We start from the raw sequence: 19,619 nt of genomic DNA on the forward strand, positions 1-19,619 counted from the left end.
CTCGAAGATATGGCGACTGATTGATGCCCCCAGAATTACCAAGCTTTGTCGGTGTTCTTGAATACAAATTACTCCCTAGAAAGGAGCCAATCACTGTACCTAGAGAAATAACACTTCCTCTAGCTAAAGGATGATTCCCGCAAAAATAAAAACGTCAAAATCGAAACCACCCCGTCCAGCATCAGGGCGATCAAGCGCACCCACGCGCTAGGATCGCTGCCGAATCAGCAGCCCTTTCAACAATCGGGGTTACTTTTCAGTCCGTCAAAGGTTTAACTGCCTTCCATTGAGTTACCGGGATCAGAGGCTTCCAGCCCAAGAACGCTCCGATCGCTTCTGCCCGCTGAATGCCAACGCGAATCAAATCACCCCCATATAAACGGTGATAGTGCAAAACGATCTGTTCACTCTCGATCGTTACTGCATTGACCACCAATCGACCACCCGGACATAGCGCACTCCAGCAAAGGTCAAGGAGACGATCGGCAGTCACGCCTCCGCCGATAAAAATGGCATCGGGTTGCGGTAAAGCTTGAAGGGCTGCGGGGGCTTCTCCGGCAACAATTTTAAGATGGGGAACGCCCAGATCTGAGGCGTTATCTGCGATGTATTGCAAACGTGTTGGATGGCGCTCAATGGCGATCGCACGACAGCGAGGATGGCTCCGTAACCACTCAATGGCGATCGAGCCACAGCCCGCGCCGACATCCCAAAGCAATTCTCCGGGCAAAGGCGCGAGAGTGGATAAGGTAATCGATCGCACTTCGCGCTTAGTCAGTTGCCCATCGTGGTGATAAGCGTCATCAGGTAAGCCAACGGTGCGAGAAAGTGGAACCGTACCTGGATCGGAGCGGCACACGATCGCTAACGTGTTTAAATCTGACAAGTCTTGAATGCCCCAAGTGTTAGCAGTCCCGTCAATATGGCGTTCCTGAGTGCCTCCCAGGTGTTCTAGGACGGTGATTTTGCTACGACCAAACCCGCGTTGGTTCAGCAGTTCTGCAACGTGATTAGGAGTAGTTTTGTTCGCACTGAGGATTAATAATCGGGCATTAGGAGCGAGGGCAGTGGCGATCGTAGAAACCGAACGATTGGTGAGGCTAAACGTTTCAATCTCCGCCAGTGACCATCCCAAGCGGGCACAGGCAAGACTAAACGCAGAAGGCGCAGGGATAATCATCATCTCTGAGATGGGAATGCGACGAGTCAGCGTTACGCCCACTCCATGACACATCGGGTCGCCACTGGCCAAAACACAAACGGTCTGTCCCCGACGACGCAGGATTTCATCAATGGTTGCTTCTAGCGGAGAACTCCAGGCAAGTTTTTCTCGCCAATCGTCTTTGGGCAGCATCGCGAGGTGACGATCGCCGCCAATGATCACTTCAGCCCGATCGAGTAGAGAACGAGCGATCTGGCTCAGTCCCGCGATTCCGTCTTCACCGATGCCAATCACTGAGAGCCACATCTGCATTTCTAAACTCGTCCTACTGTGATTGAACGATCGTACAAGGTTTCAGGCTTCTATTAAGAAAGGTGAGTCTTCAAAAAATCGGGTCAGTGGTGTATGGTAGTGTGCTTAGATCTAGAGTTGGGAAAGTTCGGTGTGATTCCGACGCTGTGCCGCAACTGTAAAAGTCAGAATGCCGATTCTAGAAAGGTCACTTCAAGACCAAATTACCCTGGATTCCCTGCGTCGCACGGGGAGGAGACTGATCCATTGCTGTCTGAGTTGCCGACTTGTCCGGGTTTGTTTTATGGTTCGTCTGCCCAAGATGGAATGCTGGCTCGAATGCGGATTCCGGGCGGAATTCTCACCGATCGACAGTGTGACGCGATCGCCGATCTCGCGGATCAGTCTGGGGCAGGCTATGTGCAGGTGACGAATCGGGCCAATGTGCAGATTCGGGAGATTCACACGCCGATCACGCCTGATGTTTTTCATCGGTTGCAAACATTAGAGTTAGCGGCACAAACCATCAGCCTTGACCCGATTCGGAATATTATGGCGAGTCCAACGGCTGGCATTGATTCGCAGATGTTAATCGATACTCGCCCGTTGGTGAAAGCGTTAGATGATTATCTTCAAACTCATCCTAAGTTGGCGGCTTTGTCACCCAAATTTAGCGTTTGCTTTGACGGAGGAGAATGGGTTTCGGTGCGCGATCGCCGTAATGATATTGGGTTAGTCGCTCACAGATTGCCGTCTTCAGAGATTGGTTTTCGGGTGTGTTTGAATGTAGAGGCACACAATTCTGGAGATGTTGGTGTTTTCGTTTCAGAAAATCAATGCTTGGCATTCATCGCTGCGTTAACTCAGGTATATCTTGACTACACTCAAGGCTATTATTCTGGCAAAGGTCGTAAACCTCGATTTCGTCATCTCCTAGCAAGTTGGGATGTCGAAAGTTGTTTAGAACGAGTGGAACATTTGTTAGGATTTTCGCTGCGGCGAGAAGCAAGTTTGCTGCGATCGTCACCTCAGTCTTACAATCATCTTGGCATTCATCCCCAACGTCAAACAGGCTTGTCGTACTTAGGAATCGCTGTGCCGTTAGGTCGTCTAGAATCTTGGCAGTTGAGAAATTTAGCCAAGTTAACACGCCAGAACAGTGGCACGTTGCGTCTTACTCCTTGGCAAACGATTTTGTTTCCTGATGTTGCTGACGATCGCCTGGGTAATTTAGAAGGGGCGATCGCCGATTTAGGATTTCACACATCAGCGACTCATTTTGAGAGTGCATTAGTCGCTTGTTCGGGTCGAAAAGGATGCGCGTCAGGGCTGACTGATACTCAAACTCAGGCGCTGGGATTGGTGGAATTAACAGCCCATTTAGATCAGCCGCTTAATATTCACTTCAGTGGGTGTGAAAAGTCTTGCGCTCAACAAACGCCTAGTGATATTGCGCTGGTTGGAATTGAGATGAAAGCGGGGAATTCGACGATCGAGGGTTATGACGTTTATGTAGGCACTAGAGATTCGTCGTTTGGTCGGCGGATACGATCGGTGAGTGCATTAGAGGTGACATCTTTAATCAAGCAGATGTTACAAATCTATCAACAGCAGCGAATGCTAGACGAATCGTTTAAGATGTTTGTAGATCGACACTCTATGGATCAGTTACAGCAATGGTTCAGCTCAAAAAATAATCAATATCTCACATCGCATTCGATCACAGGTTGACGATCATGATTGACTACATCCAAGACGGAACAGAAATCTATCGTCAATCATTCGCCACGATTCGCTCAGAGGCAAATTTATCAAGTTTGCCCCCTGATTTAGAACGGGTCGCTGTGCGTCTAATTCATAGCTGCGGCATGACCGATATTGTGTCAGATTTATCTGCCTCACCCGGAGCCGCAACTGCTGGACGAAAGGCTTTGATTGCGGGAGCTTCAATTCTCTGTGACGCTCGGATGGTAGCAGAAGGTGTAACTCGTAAACGGCTCCCGGCTGAAAATGCGGTGATTTGTACGCTTCAACACCCCGATACGCCAAAGCTAGCAGAACAGATGTCAACCACGCGATCGGCAGCCGCGTTAGAACTGTGGCGTGACCATTTAGAAGGTGCGATCGTGGCGATCGGCAATGCGCCAACGGCTCTGTTTCGCCTGTTAGAACTGTTGGATGAAGGTGTGCCGAAACCCGCACTAATTTTGGGATTTCCAGTCGGGTTTATCGGGGCAGCAGAGTCAAAAGCAGCGTTAGCCGCCAACAGTCGAGGGGTGCCGTTTATCGCCTTGCAGGGGCGACGAGGCGGCAGTGCGATGGCATCTGCGGCAGTGAATGCGTTAGCAAAAGAGGATGAATTATGACACACGAAACGGGTCGGTTATATGGGTTGGGAATTGGGCCAGGCGACCCAGAATTGTTGACGCTGAAAGCCTATCGAATTCTGCGATCGGTGCCTGTGATCGCCTATCCCACAATGGAGAACGGCAAGGTTTTGGCACGGGCGATCGTGGCGGACTTTTTGCGTCCTGAGCAAATTGAAGTGCCGATGCCGTTGCCGTTTAGTCCGGTGCGATCGTCTCAACCCTACTATGATATCGCTGCCGAAAAATTGGCAGAGCATTTGAGTGCTGGACGAGATGTCGCAGTGTTGTGTGAGGGCGAACCCTTTTTGTATGGCTCGTTTATGTATCTCTTCAATCGCTTATCATCAAAGTTTCAAACCGAAGTGGTGCCAGGAATCTCTTCGACGATGGCAAGTGCGGCTGCATTGGGAGTGCCGCTCACTTACCGCAATGATGTGTTATCCATTATGCCAGCCACTCTCGAAGCTGATATCTTACGTGATCGCCTTGCTGTTGCAGATGCGGCGGTAATTATTAAGTTGGGTAGACATTTCAGCAAAGTGCGAGACGTTTTATCTGAGTTGGGACTGCTATCACGATCGCTCTATATCGAACGCGCCACGATGCCTAATCAGCGCATTGTTCCGATCGCTGATATCGATGCGGCTGACGTTCCTTACTGGGCGTTGATTATGATTCCTAGTCTTCAAACTTCCGTTACATGAATGCTCCTGCTGTGGTGGTGTTGGGTCAAGCGAGTGTTGCAGTTGCTCGACAGTTAATGAGTGTTTTGCCCGATGCAACACTTTATGGATTAGCGGGGCGCACAACTGAGGTGGATGTCTCATTCACTGATTTTGGGGCGACCCTGCGAGAATTGTTTGCCACCGGAACGCCGATCATTGGAGTGTGTGCGGCGGGAATTTTGATTCGCACGATCGCGCCTCTCCTCTCCAACAAACGCTATGAGCCGCCCGTCTTAGCCGTTGCCGAAGATGGTAGCGCCGTGGTTCCACTTTTAGGAGGATTGCAGGGCGTGAATGATTTAGCGCGGCAAATCGCAGCCGTCCTCAATGTTCAGCCTGCGATCACGACGACGGGCGATATCCGGTTTCGCACAACGTTGCTCAATCCGCCACCAGGCTATCATTTGGCGAATCCAGACGATGCGAAAACATTCATCTCAGATTTGCTGGCAGGGTCAACAGTTCGGCTTGAAGGCAATGCACCTTGGCTGAGTGAAAGCAAACTACCGATCGCACCTGACGCACCTCTCACTTTGCAAGTCACAGAGTCTAAAGGATGCCCAGCGTCCGATCGTTTGGTCTACCATCCTGCAACCTTGGCGATCGCCGTTAGTCATCTGTCTGATAGTGAGTTAGCGATCGAATTCGTGCAGCAAATTCTTGACGAATCAGACTTGACGATCGCGTCAATAGCAGGAATTTTTGCTTCAAACTCTGAGATGGGACATCCGACTCTCGAAGCGCTCTCTCAAGCGTTGCAGGTGCCGATCCGGTTTCTCGATTTGTCCAGTGCTGAAGAAATTGCCCTCAATGCGGCTGGAGAATTGGGTCAACTGATCGTGTCTCAGCATACATCAGGACTGAGTTGCGCGATCGCGCGGGCTGCTCAACCGATTGATGTGAACCTGATCGGAAAGCCTCGCGGGCAGTTGACGATCGTCGGCACTGGGCCGGGCGGGGAAAAATGGATGTCTCCCGAAGTCAAAGACGTGCTGCGATCGGCAACTGATTGGGTCGGCTACAAATTCTATCTCGATTTAGCAGGTTCTCTGCGCGAGGGACAACAGCGCCACGACTCCGACAATCGCGAAGAACTCGATCGGGCACGATTTGCTTTAGATCTCGCCGCAACTGGCAAATCGGTTGCCGTAGTTTCATCGGGTGATCCTGGCATTTTTGCGATGGCGGCTGCGGTGTTTGAAGTGCTAGAACACGATGCCAAACCTGAATGGCTACGACTAGATATTCGAGTGGCTCCGGGCATTTCTGCGATGCAAGCGGCTGCCGCTCAGATTGGGGCACCTTTGGGGCATGACTTCTGCGCTCTTTCTTTGTCGGATATTCTCAAACCCTGGTCAGTGATTGAACAACGCATCGCCGCCGCCGCTCAAGCCGATTTGGTGATGGCGTTCTATAACCCGATCTCAAAGCAGCGCACTTGGCAACTCGGAAAAGCCCGTGAGATTTTATTGCAGTGGCGATCGCCCAACACTCCGATCGTGTTGGCGCGCAATTTGGGCAGACCTGGCGAATCTGTGCGCGTCTGCACGCTTGAGCAGTTCTCGCCAGAAGATGTAGATATGCGAACTGTGGTGCTAGTTGGGTCGAGTCAGACTCGATCGATTTCTCGTCCACACGGGGACGTTTGGGTTTACACGCCACGACGTTACGAATAACTCATAGTGTCATGCCACATAGTGATACACAGGAACTTCAGCAAAGCGATCGGGTTCTTGTCCAGTCAGAATGATTTGCTGCAAATGTTCTACAATTGATGGAGAAAAAAACTGTTCTCCTGTCTCTTCATTCACACGAGCAGGTACATTCTCAATCACGAACAATTGTCCATTGAGTTGAAGGGTGTAAGTGACTTGTTTTTCAACGAGTGTTTCTGGCTCATTGCTCATCATTGCGGCTTCTCCTTGGGGTAAAGTCATCATTCCATCTCTGAGGATTAATACTCAGTAAGGCTTTTTTAAGGGCTTAAATGTTTTTCCAACTCCATCGGGATTGTGTTGAGTCCAATCTGGTAGGTGACTAGAGTCACCGATTCCCAATCCATATAGCTGCACAAACTCAAAAAAGTTTCTGCCCACCTTAAAAACTCCAGGAAAATCTTCGACTCTTGTCATATAAATGTCATAACTGTCATCTGTAGAGCTATAGCTTTGTAAGTCCCAAATTAGTGACTCTCCACCATCCGTGTGCCCAAAGACGAATGCGTGGTCAAGAATTTGCGAGGTCGTAATTAGATCTAAAGCTTCACCATGAAGAATGCGATAGCTCAGTTCAGAACCCTCTACATCTTTGCTGTCTTCCATTTCTTGCCTAAAATCTGGCACATCCGACTGATCACTTGGAAGACAGTAAATCACTAGAGAGGAGCCAACTGAACCTGAACTAGATTGCCCGATCGAAGCCACTATAGAGATGGCGGGCAGCTTTGCTGTGCCAAAGGCAACGCGAGTTTCCTAGATGAAGAAGCCTTCAGTTTTGAAGATTGCTTATTAGCCAAACGATTGCAAGAGAAATCTTAGAGGTAATTTTGAGAGGAGCGATCACTCTCTAATTTGATTCCGCGATCGTTTAGAATGACCACCCTGACATCAGCTGAAATAGAAAGCTATCTAAAAGAGTTAAAGCTATGACAGCTAGGGAACACCTAATTCAAGAACTCGCTCAAGTTTCTGACGAACTCGTTGAAGAAGTCCTAGATTTTCTGCTGTTTGCAAAGTCGCGTAGAGCTTACTCTACCCTAGAATCGAGTGACGAAGACGACCAGCCAAAAAAGCAGATTTTAGAGAACCTACGTCAGTCTTTGCGGGATGCAAAAGCGGGTAGAACTCGTCCTGTCTCTGAGCTATGGGAAGGCATTGATGTCGAATGATCAGCCTATTATCCAAGTTCGACTAACAGATGATTTTCAGCAACAGCACTCTTGCCAAGCGATACCGCAAAATTAAATTAGATATTCAGCCGCTCATCGAACAACTCAAAGCTGGCGAGATTATTGGCGATCAAGTTCAAGGAACGGGATATACCGTCTTCAAGGTTCGCATCAAGAACAGTGATATTCAGAAAGGAAAAAGTGCCGGACTGAACAGTGGTTCCGTCTCGGTTGCACTAGCCTAAGTACAGGACTCCTACATAGAACTAGGAATATTCTAGCTTCTGGGTATCTTCTTTAACAGAAGTCTCCTTACTTCACAACAGGTCTATTGGTGATATCAGTAGGATAGTATTTTCGGCTCATGCTGCTATTCTAGCGCACAGTATCATCCGCTACTTCTCAAACGTCCTCTGAGATCGTTGCCATCAATATAAATGCCGAAGTCCGGCTAAAAAATAAATTTTTTGTTTCATTTTACCCAAATCTCTCTATCTGGATAGAGACTAATTTAAGTGAGCACTGTTCGTAAGATTGCATTCTGCGATGATCCCGTTAGGTCGTAACTCGGTGTAGGGAGTTATCCCTGTATCAGTTAGAGTCTTTCACCCCTGTACTCACGGATAATTTCCGGACTGCATCTATCAGACCCCCTTAACAAAAGGCAGTACTGTTCGTGTATAAAAAATTAACCTTGAAGCTACTGGGTTCCCCTCAAATCAGCTTGGATGAACAACTGCTCACACGTTTTATTAGCCGCAAGGCGCAAGCACTATTAATTTATATTGCCGTTACTGGCAAATTGCACAGCCGCGAAATGCTCGCAGAGTTGTTCTGGCAGAATATGCCGTCCAGTCAGGCGTTGAAGAACCTACGGACAGTGCTGCCCAACTTGCGGCAATTGGTAGGGTCGCATTTGATTATTACCCGACAGACTATTGCGTTTAACCGGGAATGCCTCTACCGCTTAGATGTTGAAGCCATTCAAGCGATCTCAAACCACCTCAACACTGATAACCTCCAGCCCTTATCTGAAGCGGTGACTCAATACCAGGGAGACTTTTTGGAAGGGTTTCATGTGCCGGATGCGCCAGAATTTGAAAATTGGGCATTGATGGAGCGGGAACGATTACGGGAATTGGCGATCGAAACTTTACACACCCTAGCCGAGCGGTATCTTGAGCAGCGAAATTACGCAGCCGGATTGACGATGACCCACAAATTACTAACGCTCGATCCCTGGCGCGAGACAGCCCATTATCAACAGATGTTTTTTTTGGCCTGCATGGGGCAGCGTCGTGCAGCGCTGGCTCAATATGAGACCTGCCATCAAATTTTGGCAGATGAATTTAATGCCGAGCCAATGTCAGGCACCATCGAATTATATGAGCGAATTCGCGTTGGTGATGTCGGCAGGTTAGAGGCGACCCATGAAAACTCCCCATTGATTGCTTCCCACTCCCCGCCTTTCGACCCAGGACTGCCCCATCCCCCTAATTTCCACGGCGACTGGGGTGAAGCCATCGATATCTCCATCTTCTATGGTCGGGAAGAGGAACTAGCCACCTTACAGCAATGGGTCATTCAAGACCACCATCGACTGATTTTGCTGCTGGGTATGGGGGGTATCGGCAAGACTGCACTGTCGGTCAAACTGGCACAAACCGTTCAGGCTGAGTTTGAGTATGTGATTTGGCGATCGCTGCGGAATGCACCTACTCTCGAATCACTAGTCGCCGATCTGGTGCCGTTTCTGTCTGACCAACAGGATAGCAAAGCCCAAATCGGACGGTTCATTCACTGGCTGCGATTGCATCGATGTTTGGTCATTCTCGATAACGTCGAAACGATCTTTCAGGAAGGCAGCCGTGTTGGGCAGTACCGTTTAGGCTATGAGGGCTACGGCGAACTATTTAAGGTCGTCGGAGAAGTACACCACCAAAGCTGCGTCTTGCTCACCAGTCGAGAAAAACCAACTGAAGTGGCGGCACTAGAAGGCTACTCAGCAGTGCAGACACTCTTGGTAACTGGCTCATCAACAATCGCACAAGCATTGCTTGAGACGAGGGGGCTGTTAGGTTCTCAAGCGCAGAAACAACAGCTAGCAGAGCAATATGGCTGTAACCCATTCGCTTTGAAAATTGCTGCTAGTTCAATTCAGGATCTACTAGATGGCGACATTGTGGCATTTCTCAAGCAAGATGTTGTTTTATTCAATGGGATTCGACGACTGCTAGAGCAACAGTTAAGGCGGCTCTCACCCTTAGAACAAAGCATCATGTATTGGCTGGCAATCAATCGGGAATGGACAACAATCGCAGAGTTAGCCGCTGATATTGTGCCGATCGTACCCCAAACTAGATTGCTGGAAGCGCTGGAGTCATTGAGCTGGCGAAATTTGATTGAACGACGACAGGGTAGCTATACGCAGCAGCCCGTGGTGATGGAATATGTCACTGATAGGTTGGTAGAGCGGGTGGGAAATGAGCTAGTTAACCAAGATATTGATTTATTTAGTAACTATGCGTTGCTCAAAACCAATGTCAAGGAATACATTAGAGAAACTCAGCAGCGATTGATTTTGGCAGAAGTTGCCAATAGGGTACAAACCGTAGATAAAACCTCAGCGCGAATTGAAGCGCGATTGCAGAAAATCCTCAAGCTTCTGCAAAGTCGATCTGCTTCACCAGCCTATGCGGCGGGTAATTTGATTAATCTTTGCTGCTATCTGCAAATTGATTTGACTGGCTATGACTTCTCGCGACTTACCATGCGATACGCCGACCTTCAGGGGCATTGGCTACAGCCTGTCAATTTTCAGGACAGTCAGTTTGAAACATCCTTGTTTACCCAAATTGCCAAAGTTTCTTTCTCGCTTGCCTTCAGCCCAGATGGGAAGCTGCTGGCGCATGGAGACGGTAGTGGCAATATTTTTGTTCGACGGATAAGCGATGGTCAGTTACTCTTGTCGTGGCAGGGGCACTGCAACACGATATGGGCATTAACATGGAGTCCCAATGGAGAAAAATTTGCAACAGGTAGCAGCGATGGTACGGTTCGCATCTGGAACCCTCATACTGGCGGATGTTTGCAAGCTATTCAAGGAGCTAGTATAGTCTGGACAGTGGCATGGAGTGCTGATGGCAAAATTCTGGCGAGCGTGGGTACTGAAGACACCCTGCAACTATGGGATGTTGATACGGGTCAATGCGTGAAGGCTTTAGACACTCAGAAACATTTGGGAAAAGCGGTTGTATAGAGTCCTGATGGACAATTTGTTGTGAGTGGCAGTGATGACGGCACCATTCAATTTTGGCACCCCCAGACTGGACAATGTGTTCAAACGTTGTCAGGTCACACCAGTACTGTTTTGTGCTTAGCGTGGAGTGAAAAAGGCGATCGCATACAGTCATACAGTCGCCCGATCCTTGCCAGCAGCAGTGCTGACCATACTATTCGGCTCTGGAACCCAAATACAGGAGAGTGCCTGCATACCTTGCAGGGGCATATGAATACTGTTTTGAAGGTGGCATGGAGTCGAGACGGTCACACGCTTGCCAGCAGCAGCGACGACAACACCATTCGGCTTTGGGATGGGCAGACCGGACATTGCTTGCGAATATTACAGGGGCATCAGAATTCAGTGTGGTCAATGGACTGGAGTCCTGTAGAACCGCTTCTTGCCAGCACTAGTGCTGACCTCACGACACGGTTTTGGGATGCTCAAACAGGGGATTGGTTAAAAACCCTTCAGGGATACAGTGCTTGCGTCAGAGCACTTGCGTGGAATGCTGATAATCAGACCCTTGCCACTGGCTCCGATGATCGCACAATCCGGTTATGGAATATCAACACTGGCGAATGTCTGAAAAAGTTACGGGGGCATTGCAACTGCATCTGGTCGGTGGCCTGGAGTCCAGACGGTCAGACGATCGCGAGCGGCAGCGATAACCAAACCATACAACTGTGGAATTCACGCACGGGTCAATGCTTGCAAACCTTAAGGGGTCACACAAACTGGATTTGGTCAGTGGCGTGGAGTCCTGATGGGCATAAGATTATCAGTGGCAGTAACGACCAATCCATCCGAGTGTGGGATGGCAAAACCGGGCAATGTTTGCAGAGTTTGCAGAGTGATGCATGGGTCATGGCGATCGCGCCTAGTCCCGATGGCAAAACCCTTGCCAGTGGAGGTGTGGATCGCGCAGTTTGGCTAGTCAACCTGGATACTGGAGAGTCTCTTAAAAAATTGCAGGGGCATGATGGCTGGATTTGGTCAGTGGCATGGAGTCCCGATGGGCAACTGTTGGCTACAGGAAGTGAGGACGGGACAATTCGACTGTGGGATGCTCAAACAGGCGAATGTTTGAATGTGCTTCAAGCCAGTCAAATGCGAATCTTCTCAGTCGTTTGGAGTCCAGATGGTCAGAGGATTGCCTGTGCTGGCAGTGACTCTACCGTACAGATATGGGATATCAATACAGGTCAGTGTTTGAAACGGCTTGAGGGTCATACCAACGCACTGTGGTCAGTGGCTTGGCAACCCGCAGGACGGCTTCTTGCCAGTTCTGGAGAGGATGACACGATCCGAATTTGGGAGGTTGACACCGCTAAGTGTTTGAAAATTCTCAGGATTGACCGCCCTTATGAAGGTATGAATATTGCTGGTGCTACGGGTTTGAGCAAGGCGCAAAAAGCAACATTGCAATCGCTGGGCGCGGTTGAGAAGGGTTAATTTGGTTTACTCATTATTGTTCTCTATCTCAATCGACTGAGAACTGTTGTATCTACGATCGCTGTAAAGTGAACCGGACTGAGTAGACCGTTGGGTTTGCTTTATTTGCCCAACAACGTAACGAACCGATTGAAGAGTTGCAACCAGAAGCGAGATCCCATTGCAACAGCAAGACTGGTAAGTAACCAGCCCCCGATCGTTCTTAAGAGAATGATGCCATTGAATTGAGCAAACTGTCTCCGTCGATTTGAGGGCTGCCACCCAATGGGAATTGTTGTACTTTCCATCAACAAAGATAAGCGTTCTACACATTTCGGTGAATTGAGATTGTCTCGGCACCCCTGAACTTGGGTTACATTTTGCAGAATTACTGCTCGTGTAGCTGTGTTTTCGCTGATTCTGCGGATAATATAAAGCGAATCAATGTTTACTGCAATCACAAGCACCAAACTAACGAGAAACGAAACAAGTTTGTAACGATGTTTATAAGCATTCGATGCATTTGCCATTGCATGACGAAACCAGAAACCGATCTCATACTTCAACCACACCATTTGTCGCTCAGCATTAGTATCGATGCTTTGAACGCGATCGATGATTCGCTGCAAATTTGCTCGTAACCGTGGCGATAGATCTGGAGAGGCGTTAATAATCGCCATAAAATGGGCGATCGCATCTCCAGCAGTATTGTCGTTGCGTGTCCCTAAATCATTGGGTTGAGGTAAGCTCTGCAACACATCCAGCAGTGCTTCTGCAAACACTTGGGGAGAAACTTCAGATAAAATGACTGATCGATTACGCCGACTCAAAGAGTGAGTTGCAGAAATAATACTTGGGCTATTCAATAGTCTGCCTGCGATCGTATCTTTGAACTGGTCGGGATCATCACTCTGTTCTGATGATTCACCCAGCAAAGTGATGATTGCTCGCTTGAAGTATTGGGTTTTCCATTGCAAAGCCCTCACAACAAACTCTGTTAGTTCCGAGGCAAGTAGACTCAAAAAGGTATAAATCAAGGACAATCCAATAACAATGTCCAGGAGAGGAAATTTCTCCACGTATCGCTCCGAAGTTGAAACTTTCGTTGGATCAGAACTGCTATGATGCCCCTGATGTAACTGCTATTTGGTTCGTTTGTGAGTAGATAACCCTAATGTTTTGTAAGATGCGTTAGCGGAAACGTAACCTGTGTAGATGTTGAATTTATCTGCGGCAATCAAACCTACGTTGTTTTTTGTTGTTCTTCAGTTGCAGCAGGTTTTTCTCCGGTTTCTCGAACGTGAACGAGTTGATCGAGAATTTGAAACCAGAAGCGAGATCCCATCGAAATTGCAATGCCAGTCAGCAACCACCCGATCGCAGCCTTCAACAGATACACCAGATTGAACTGCGGAAACTGCTGTTGAAAATTCACAGGATGCCAGCCGATGGGAATTGTGGTGCTGTCTAACAAATCTGCCATCTTATCCATACATTGCGATGAACTGAGATCTTCCTGACACCCCTGAATTTGAATTGCATTCTGAATAATCACCGATCGGGTTGCCGTGTTTTCGCTAATTCTTCTGAGCATATATAGAGAATCGGCATTAATTAGAACTGCAAGTATTGAGCCAATCAAAATTGTGAACGCTTTAACATTACGTCGATACGTCCCAGATAGCCGATCCATTGAATGTTCATACCAGAGCGCAACTTCATGCCTAAACCGCTCCATTTGCTGCTCAGTCGTCTCAGTTTGGGTCTGGGTTTGATTCGCCAACCGCTTTAAGTTGTCTTTTAAGCGCGAAGGTAGCTGATCTGCATTCTCGACTTTAGACATCAACCAATCAAGTTCGCCAATCGTTTGATCTGCGCTCTGTAGCAGTTGAGGTTCTGTGCGTTCAACCTCTGGTAGAGCCTGCAAGACTTCGAGTAGCGCATCCGCAAACACTTTTGAAGGAATGTAGGAAGGACCAACCGACTGTCTGTATCGCCGCGATCGCTGAGTGATAGAAGCAATTAAGGAACTGTAGTACAGCCTGCCAGTAATGGTGTTCTTAAACTCTTCTGGATTGCGTCTAAGCGCGATTGATTCACCCAACAACGTCATGATGCCTTGCTGTAAGTGATGCGCTCGCCACCGCAAAACAGTGGTCATGAATTCGGTCAACTCTGAAGTAAGCAAACTTAAGAAGGTGTAAATCAGCGTCAACCCAATGGCGATATCCAACAGCGGAAAATGACCCATCATCTGGTTTCACCTATACAAAATTAGGAATAGCAAGGAACGTTATACACAAACTCCTGATGAACACATTCCACCCATGTAACCGCCGCCACAACTCGCTGAGTGAGCAGTGACGATCGCCTCAAATTGCCATTCCACGATCGCGCCAACGAGTCTCGCCAAGCGTTCCATCTGGAGTTTTGATGACTCACCCACAATCGCTTTCTTATTCCAGTCAATAAACCGAAGTGTGCCAACGTGCGTGTAGTCCCAGGTTTCCAAGCCTTTAAAGAATTTGCCAAGTTCAGGAATGTGGGCGATCGCATCAATGAATGCCGCGTCAGGAACAATATGGGGAACGATATCATTGCCATATTCATAGCGGATGTGATTTGGAATCTCTAATTGATATTGGTTAGCAAAGGTTGTATCCCCAGGATGAGCCGCAGCGTAAGTATAGACAGCCGCAGGATTGATATCTTCCTCAATCTTCAGTCGCAATGCCGCCAAACTCGACATAGCGCCCCCTTTGCTATGCCCGGTGATATAGAGCGGCAAGGATTTTCCACCCGCATTCATCTGCTGTTTAATCTCCTTCACCATGGGTTCCCACAATGACGATAATCCTTGCCAAAACCCTTCATGCACTTTGCCTGGAATACCAGGTGCCGCGATCGGGTTATCGGTTAAATCACTAATCCAGTCCAGCATACTTTGCTGATCGTGAATGTCGGGTGGAATGGTGCCCCGAAACGCCAGTACTACACCTTGATCGGTGGTGCCTACTAAACAGGCATCGATATCATCCTCGCCAGCCGCGAATGCAATCGGTGGCGTGAGAAACCCAACGGCACTGTAGTAGGGTTCTTGAGGAATAAACTTGCCTGTTGGATCAATGCTATAGGCAGCGACGCTGGCGCACAGCGATCGACACTCTAAGCTAAGAGTCGTTGAAATCATCGTATTTATCCTTTGGAATGTGAGGAAGAGAGTTTTGGCGTAATCAATTTAGGTTCAAGTCGGCTGAAGCAACCACTGCACCTGTGCTTGGTCAGCATCTGCTTGAGTCAGATTTTTATCAATGCCAACCTCCTGCACAGTACCGCCATCCGATTGAGTCATTTGATAACCCCGCACCGCCACATTAGGCACGATGCTGAGGGAATGCCAATAGTGTTGAAACTTCAAATTGCCATAAACCCAACCATCATGGTTCTCAATTCTCAACAATGGTAGCTGTGGCTCATTATTTACTGATTTCTGAATTGATAGTGCACCCAGCGTAAATGCTCAAACCTTTACTCTGTAAAATTCGAGCGTCATTTCAAATGGTTTTACGTCATTGATTTTTAGTTGACCTGCGAGGCGATCTTTTTAGATTGAGATCGCTCAACAGTCAATTCTGACTTAGCCACTCCATGTGTTATTCCTATCTTGGTTATTCACTGATTGTCAACACCTTCCAGGCTTGTTAAAGAACTCTTTATATTAATAAAAAGAAGTGCGAGAGATGACCAAAAGTAACTTTAAGTTGAAATGATTAATCGATTGGCGATCTCTTGGCGATCTCTTGGCGATCTCTTGGCGGTAGTCTTCTATAGCTAAAACAAAGGTCGTACCCGATGGAGTGAATTTTGCCAATTCAATCCTAGGGCTAAGTCATTCAATATTGCACATAGTGTGTCAAGGTCGGTGACAAGATAATGAGTTCAATCACGTTCAAAAAGACGCAAACTGATGCCGAAATTCAAGCGTTAGTTTCGTTCTTAACCCAATCGGTTGTCTTTAATGCAGATGGTCAGTATTTCACTGTTCCGGGTTCATTACCCTTAAGTTACTATGCCACCCCTGGCTATTGGGGAGATTATATCTGCAACACTTGGGCTAGTAAAAACGGTCAAGATTGTACGGTCGTTGTTCAAGATTTTGGCGGGGGCGATCAGCCCTATTACCGCAATGGTGAAGGAAGCCCAGGCGCACAGTTACAGATTGAGCGAGTCAATGCCACATTAGGGACTGATATCTATGATGCGGCTTGCTGGCAAATTGCTTTAGCTTTAGCGTCCGATCGAGGTTTGCAGGGCTTTCAAGCAGCTACACTATTTGCTCTAGCCGCCAACACGACTCAGCGTCTCGGTGCTGATGTTACAGCAATCCGTGCGAATACAGCCAACTTTCAATACGGCTATCAAGATTCAATCTCAAACGCTAGCGAAGCATACGCTTTGCGATTAGTAGGCAAAGATTATTGGGCACAAGATCCCCTTTGGAAAACCCAATATCAGCAGTATATTACCTTCTATCCTGCTTGTATCAGGAAGTACAGAGGGTCTATCACATGGCCTGATTGGAAACCCATCACTGGCGAGAATGCATGGGCTTTTTTTCTAGGTGCCTTACCAGTCGATTATTTCCAATATCGATCGCAGGGCTATATCCCGTTTAAAGCTGACTCGATTCAAAACGCGCTCTATGTTTTGTACGCATTTGGAATAATGCAATCACCGATCGGTGCCTTTTATTACGCACCGGGTGGTTCTGAGGGGAATACAGGATCTATTCCTCAAGGAGCAATCTCAGTTGAAAATTGCGCCTCATCTTTGGCGGGACTGATGATCTTCAAGCAAGTGCTAGAAAATACGCTCAGTCAAGACGGGTCGCTAGCTGAAAGCGATCAAGGAAAAATCAGGGCAGCTATCAATCTAATCTGCATCATGATTTGGGGGGGGAAAGCGCCCTGTGGTCATACAGATGGATTGCTAGCATTCTTTCAAACAAAAGCGTGGAACCGATCAAATGGTAATTTTTATCAGGGCGGGACCTACACTCAAAATACCTGGGCAGCCACAGCAGAGCCGCAAGCTGTTGATGTGAATACTTGGGGACTGACGGTTCTCGGGCCGCAAACCCTCGATCGCTGGTTTGGTGAATCAGCAGCCTTTAATGTTTGGCAAAACGTCAAACAGTGGAGCGGCTTCTCGCAAAATGGACAGTTTTGGGGGGTCGGCTACTCCAATCAAGATCACAACGCCATCATGTCGGCTGAGTGGACAGCAGGCGCAATTAATGCCGTGCGTTGCCTGATGGTGTACTACCAGAGCGATACGACCAAGCTCAACAGTTTGCAGTCCGATCATGACACCATGATGACTCACATCCTGAATCTGCGGACTGATCATTATGTTGCGGCTAGTTTCCCTGACGGCTTAGACAGCAAGGCTTTCAATTATGTCAATCCACCCCCTGGGCAATTAGCCTTCCTGTATGCCAGCAAACGTTATAACATTCCTTTCGGCTGGTATGCCAACCCCATTCCATCGACCACATCTACTAGTTGGACAGTTTATTTGCACTACGACTACAACCCCTTTCAATTAGGAGGCTCTTATAACTCTCTCGATTGGACAGCACCCCCCTACGACCCCAACAACGATGATGGTCCTTGGAATGTCCACGTCATCAATTTGACCGTTCAAAACAATGTAGATGGAGCACAAATCATGCCCAGTTATCAAGCAAGTAGCGGCTCTACTTGGCAAAATCTTCTGACTCAACCGATTCCAATCGGTGGTTCTATCCCCATTCAATTACCCAGCGATGCCTATGCGTTTATGGTTGTTTATAACAAACCCAATGCAATGCCGCCAAGCCAGTGGCTGAGAGCTTGCCAACTCAATCAAAGCCAACTTTCGCAGCTTAAAAATGGACAGGCGATCGCCGCCCTCTGGACTAATAGCGACGGAAGTGGCGCTTGTCAGATTTAACCCAGGAGAAAGAGGATGCCCCCGAATTCAAATTTTCGGATTTGTGCTTCACTCGATCGTTCCAAAGTTAATTGTTTGAATCGTCGTTAAACCTAGAAACACAAGGAGAAATAACCCATGACTACTGCACCACACCAAATCCGACTCACACAGTCACCCACCTTAACAACTGCCGATCCCAATGAACCCAATCTGCTGCACGAGTTAACAGCAGCCCTGACTGGAGGAACTGCGGTCTATGATTTCTTTTCGGGTGATTCTCAAGCCCTGCAAAATCTTTATGAAACCATTTCTACCACTGATGATACAGCTTGGCTTGATGGCCTTGATAAAAGCGGTAATCCAGTAAAATATGTCGCACAGGGCAACAATTATCTCATGGTGTCTGCCTCTGTGACCGACACAGACCCGATACAGAATGGCACAGGGACTGATTATAAGCAGGTGGGTGCTGCGGTGGTCACGCTGACAACCGATGCCGGTACGGGCCAACTGGTCGTCCACGCGATTGAATATTCGGGTGACGGAGTGGGGGGTCTTTTGATAACACCCGTCATCAAAAACGTTCTTGTTTTCGCTGTGAAAACCATGAAGAATTTCGTGAAAAGTCTGGCAAGCAGAACTTTCAAGAGCGCTGAAGATGGGTACGAAGGTGACGATGAGGCAGAAGAAACGGCTGAACAAGACGCAGAAGATGCGGCATCAGACGCAGGGGAGGAAGGAGCTGAACTTGCTGAAGGTATCGTTGCCGATTTCAGTGTCTCTCTCGGTGCAGGCGCTGCCTTTGGAGTCGGTGCAGTCCTAATCGTAGTCATGGGAATTCTCCAATTGATATCGAAGGAGATGACCAATTTCGTCAAGTTTTACAATGTGACCGCCGAAGACATCCAGTTTGGCATGTGTATCGTACCGGAGGGTGGCTCAAAACAAGGTCCCGCAGACGTGGGTAAGACAGCGACCATCACGAAAGTGAGTCCAGCGAAGGCTCCTCCAGGAATCATGCCCTCCGATACGGCGATCTACTACTCGAATCTTAGTTTCATTAACACCAATCCTCTGGAGTCGCTGGGCTACGTGCTGGAAGCTACGCCTAGTGGCGACTTCCCTGGATTCCGAGTCGCGGTCGCGGTTCCTTTACTGGAGGATAACTTGTTGTATCTCGGATTTACGACTGAAGACTGCAATACTCTGTGGCAAGAGCTTTCACCCGATCCCAATCAAGATCCTCCTTCTCCAGGAAAGGGAACCACAAATCTAACCATGACTGCGACATCCGGCAAATACACCTTACGCATTGCAACGAATCAAGTCAGTGGTAAATCTCCGTCTCCGCTTGACGCAACTGAAGGGTATAACTACCAGCATTTGATTGTCCTGACGGATGGCAGTATTTCGGTGTAATGCCGAGTTTCGATCAATCGCCCTCAGGCTAGGGCAGGGTTACAAGGGGTTTGCCCGTACTGTAGGCATTCCCCTA

17 protein-coding genes, 1 pseudogene and 1 riboswitch are annotated in these 19,619 nt (G+C 48.2%); of the genes and pseudogenes, 11 read left to right on the forward strand and 7 right to left on the reverse strand.

The features are described from left to right. Nucleotides 1–256: 256 nt before the first annotated feature. Nucleotides 257–1,474 carry a precorrin-6y C5,15-methyltransferase (decarboxylating) subunit CbiE gene (gene cbiE / locus BRW63_RS20050; RefSeq protein WP_073074190.1) on the reverse strand — a complete coding sequence of 406 codons (1,218 nt, stop codon included), beginning with the start codon at nucleotides 1,472–1,474 and terminating at the stop codon, nucleotides 257–259. A gap of 110 nt (nucleotides 1,475–1,584) precedes the next feature. After that, nucleotides 1,585–1,657, forward strand: a riboswitch (adenosylcobalamin-variant (AdoCbl-variant) riboswitch). A 63-nt stretch (nucleotides 1,658–1,720) separates the two neighbouring features. Between cbiE and cobG the strand changes: the two genes are divergently transcribed. From cobG to cobJ, 4 genes are read left to right on the forward strand one after another with little or no spacing between them, the layout of a single operon-like run. Then, entirely contained in the window at nucleotides 1,721–3,184 is a 1,464-nt protein-coding gene (cobG, locus tag BRW63_RS20055) for a precorrin-3B synthase (RefSeq protein WP_073074215.1), read from the forward strand. A gap of 5 nt (nucleotides 3,185–3,189) precedes the next feature. Then, complete coding sequence (locus BRW63_RS20060) at nucleotides 3,190–3,819, forward strand: precorrin-8X methylmutase (RefSeq protein ID WP_083583098.1); 630 nt, start codon at nucleotides 3,190–3,192, stop codon at nucleotides 3,817–3,819. Continuing rightward, complete coding sequence (locus BRW63_RS20065; protein ID WP_073074191.1) at nucleotides 3,816–4,526, forward strand: precorrin-2 C(20)-methyltransferase; 711 nt, start codon at nucleotides 3,816–3,818, stop codon at nucleotides 4,524–4,526. Before BRW63_RS20060 ends, BRW63_RS20065 begins: the two co-directional genes overlap by 4 nt. Further along, nucleotides 4,523–6,223, forward strand: a complete 1,701-nt coding sequence (gene cobJ, locus BRW63_RS20070; protein WP_073074192.1) for a precorrin-3B C(17)-methyltransferase — start codon at nucleotides 4,523–4,525, stop codon at nucleotides 6,221–6,223. The genes BRW63_RS20065 and cobJ overlap by 4 nt, the downstream gene beginning before the upstream one ends. Nucleotides 6,224–6,232: 9 nt before the next feature. On the opposite strand, the gene BRW63_RS20075 is transcribed toward cobJ, so the two are convergent. Both BRW63_RS20075 and BRW63_RS28435 read right to left on the reverse strand, forming a co-directional pair. Beyond that, nucleotides 6,233–6,487 carry a YgiT-type zinc finger protein gene (locus BRW63_RS20075; RefSeq protein WP_223257446.1) on the reverse strand — a complete coding sequence of 85 codons (255 nt, stop codon included), beginning with the start codon at nucleotides 6,485–6,487 and terminating at the stop codon, nucleotides 6,233–6,235. Nucleotides 6,488–6,508: 21 nt separating this feature from the next. Beyond that, nucleotides 6,509–6,868, reverse strand: a complete 360-nt coding sequence (locus tag BRW63_RS28435; protein ID WP_181314348.1) for a hypothetical protein — start codon at nucleotides 6,866–6,868, stop codon at nucleotides 6,509–6,511. Between the two features lie 323 nt (nucleotides 6,869–7,191). Between BRW63_RS28435 and BRW63_RS28440 the strand changes: the two genes are divergently transcribed. The 5 genes and pseudogenes from BRW63_RS28440 (at nucleotide 7,192) to BRW63_RS30015 (ending at nucleotide 12,169) form a co-directional block, all read left to right on the forward strand. Continuing rightward, on the forward strand, nucleotides 7,192–7,434 hold the full coding sequence (locus BRW63_RS28440) for a hypothetical protein (RefSeq protein WP_073074194.1): 243 nt from the start codon (nucleotides 7,192–7,194) through the stop codon (nucleotides 7,432–7,434). A gap of 29 nt (nucleotides 7,435–7,463) precedes the next feature. Continuing rightward, complete coding sequence (locus BRW63_RS20090; protein ID WP_073074195.1) at nucleotides 7,464–7,679, forward strand: hypothetical protein; 216 nt, start codon at nucleotides 7,464–7,466, stop codon at nucleotides 7,677–7,679. Between the two features lie 431 nt (nucleotides 7,680–8,110). Beyond that, nucleotides 8,111–10,693: a BTAD domain-containing putative transcriptional regulator gene (locus BRW63_RS20095; protein WP_073074196.1), complete on the forward strand. Its 2,583-nt coding sequence runs from the start codon at nucleotides 8,111–8,113 to the stop codon at nucleotides 10,691–10,693. Then, a pseudogene (locus BRW63_RS30010) lies at nucleotides 10,694–10,891 on the forward strand (WD40 repeat domain-containing protein); the annotation flags it as partial. A gap of 30 nt (nucleotides 10,892–10,921) precedes the next feature. Next, a complete protein-coding gene (locus BRW63_RS30015) occupies nucleotides 10,922–12,169 on the forward strand; it encodes a WD40 repeat domain-containing protein (RefSeq protein WP_397428422.1) in 1,248 nt (415 codons plus the stop codon). A gap of 101 nt (nucleotides 12,170–12,270) precedes the next feature. Here the strand turns inward: BRW63_RS30015 and BRW63_RS20105 are convergent, their stop codons facing one another. From BRW63_RS20105 to BRW63_RS20120, 4 genes are all read right to left on the reverse strand, one after another. Beyond that, a complete protein-coding gene (locus BRW63_RS20105) occupies nucleotides 12,271–13,134 on the reverse strand; it encodes a hypothetical protein (protein WP_143162085.1) in 864 nt (287 codons plus the stop codon). A gap of 257 nt (nucleotides 13,135–13,391) precedes the next feature. Then, nucleotides 13,392–14,402, reverse strand: coding sequence for a hypothetical protein (locus tag BRW63_RS20110; RefSeq protein ID WP_143162086.1), 1,011 nt, complete (start codon nucleotides 14,400–14,402; stop codon nucleotides 13,392–13,394). A 39-nt stretch (nucleotides 14,403–14,441) separates the two neighbouring features. Then, nucleotides 14,442–15,338 carry a lipase family protein gene (locus BRW63_RS20115; protein WP_073074200.1) on the reverse strand — a complete coding sequence of 299 codons (897 nt, stop codon included), beginning with the start codon at nucleotides 15,336–15,338 and terminating at the stop codon, nucleotides 14,442–14,444. A gap of 54 nt (nucleotides 15,339–15,392) precedes the next feature. Then, complete coding sequence (locus tag BRW63_RS20120) at nucleotides 15,393–15,608, reverse strand: hypothetical protein (RefSeq protein WP_073074201.1); 216 nt, start codon at nucleotides 15,606–15,608, stop codon at nucleotides 15,393–15,395. A gap of 473 nt (nucleotides 15,609–16,081) precedes the next feature. Between BRW63_RS20120 and BRW63_RS20125 the strand changes: the two genes are divergently transcribed. Together BRW63_RS20125 and BRW63_RS20130 are read left to right on the forward strand one after the other, a co-directional pair. Further along, nucleotides 16,082–18,142 carry a hypothetical protein gene (locus tag BRW63_RS20125; RefSeq protein WP_073074202.1) on the forward strand — a complete coding sequence of 687 codons (2,061 nt, stop codon included), beginning with the start codon at nucleotides 16,082–16,084 and terminating at the stop codon, nucleotides 18,140–18,142. Between the two features lie 117 nt (nucleotides 18,143–18,259). Then, nucleotides 18,260–19,543: a hypothetical protein gene (locus tag BRW63_RS20130; RefSeq protein WP_073074203.1), complete on the forward strand. Its 1,284-nt coding sequence runs from the start codon at nucleotides 18,260–18,262 to the stop codon at nucleotides 19,541–19,543. The last annotated feature ends 76 nt before the right edge of the window (nucleotides 19,544–19,619 follow it).

Source organism: Phormidesmis priestleyi ULC007, from assembly GCF_001895925.1.
Lineage (GTDB): Bacteria > Cyanobacteriota > Cyanobacteriia > Leptolyngbyales > Leptolyngbyaceae > Phormidesmis_A > Phormidesmis_A priestleyi_A.

What these genes read in the sequence shown, in the direction of transcription:
- cbiE (WP_073074190.1), bottom strand. Translation starts at nt 1,474, where the DNA reads ATGCAGATGTGGCTCTCAGTGATTGGCATCGGTGAAGACGGAATCGCG.
- BRW63_RS20060 (WP_083583098.1), top strand. Translation starts at nt 3,190, where the DNA reads ATGATTGACTACATCCAAGACGGAACAGAAATCTATCGTCAATCATTC.
- BRW63_RS20065 (WP_073074191.1), top strand. Translation starts at nt 3,816, where the DNA reads ATGACACACGAAACGGGTCGGTTATATGGGTTGGGAATTGGGCCAGGC.
- cobJ (WP_073074192.1), top strand. Translation starts at nt 4,523, where the DNA reads ATGAATGCTCCTGCTGTGGTGGTGTTGGGTCAAGCGAGTGTTGCAGTT.
- BRW63_RS20075 (WP_223257446.1), bottom strand. Translation starts at nt 6,487, where the DNA reads ATGATGACTTTACCCCAAGGAGAAGCCGCAATGATGAGCAATGAGCCA.
- BRW63_RS28435 (WP_181314348.1), bottom strand. Translation starts at nt 6,868, where the DNA reads ATGGAAGACAGCAAAGATGTAGAGGGTTCTGAACTGAGCTATCGCATT.
- BRW63_RS28440 (WP_073074194.1), top strand. Translation starts at nt 7,192, where the DNA reads ATGACAGCTAGGGAACACCTAATTCAAGAACTCGCTCAAGTTTCTGAC.
- BRW63_RS20090 (WP_073074195.1), top strand. Translation starts at nt 7,464, where the DNA reads ATGATTTTCAGCAACAGCACTCTTGCCAAGCGATACCGCAAAATTAAA.
- BRW63_RS20110 (WP_143162086.1), bottom strand. Translation starts at nt 14,402, where the DNA reads ATGATGGGTCATTTTCCGCTGTTGGATATCGCCATTGGGTTGACGCTG.
- BRW63_RS20115 (WP_073074200.1), bottom strand. Translation starts at nt 15,338, where the DNA reads ATGATTTCAACGACTCTTAGCTTAGAGTGTCGATCGCTGTGCGCCAGC.
- BRW63_RS20125 (WP_073074202.1), top strand. Translation starts at nt 16,082, where the DNA reads ATGAGTTCAATCACGTTCAAAAAGACGCAAACTGATGCCGAAATTCAA.
- BRW63_RS20130 (WP_073074203.1), top strand. Translation starts at nt 18,260, where the DNA reads ATGACTACTGCACCACACCAAATCCGACTCACACAGTCACCCACCTTA.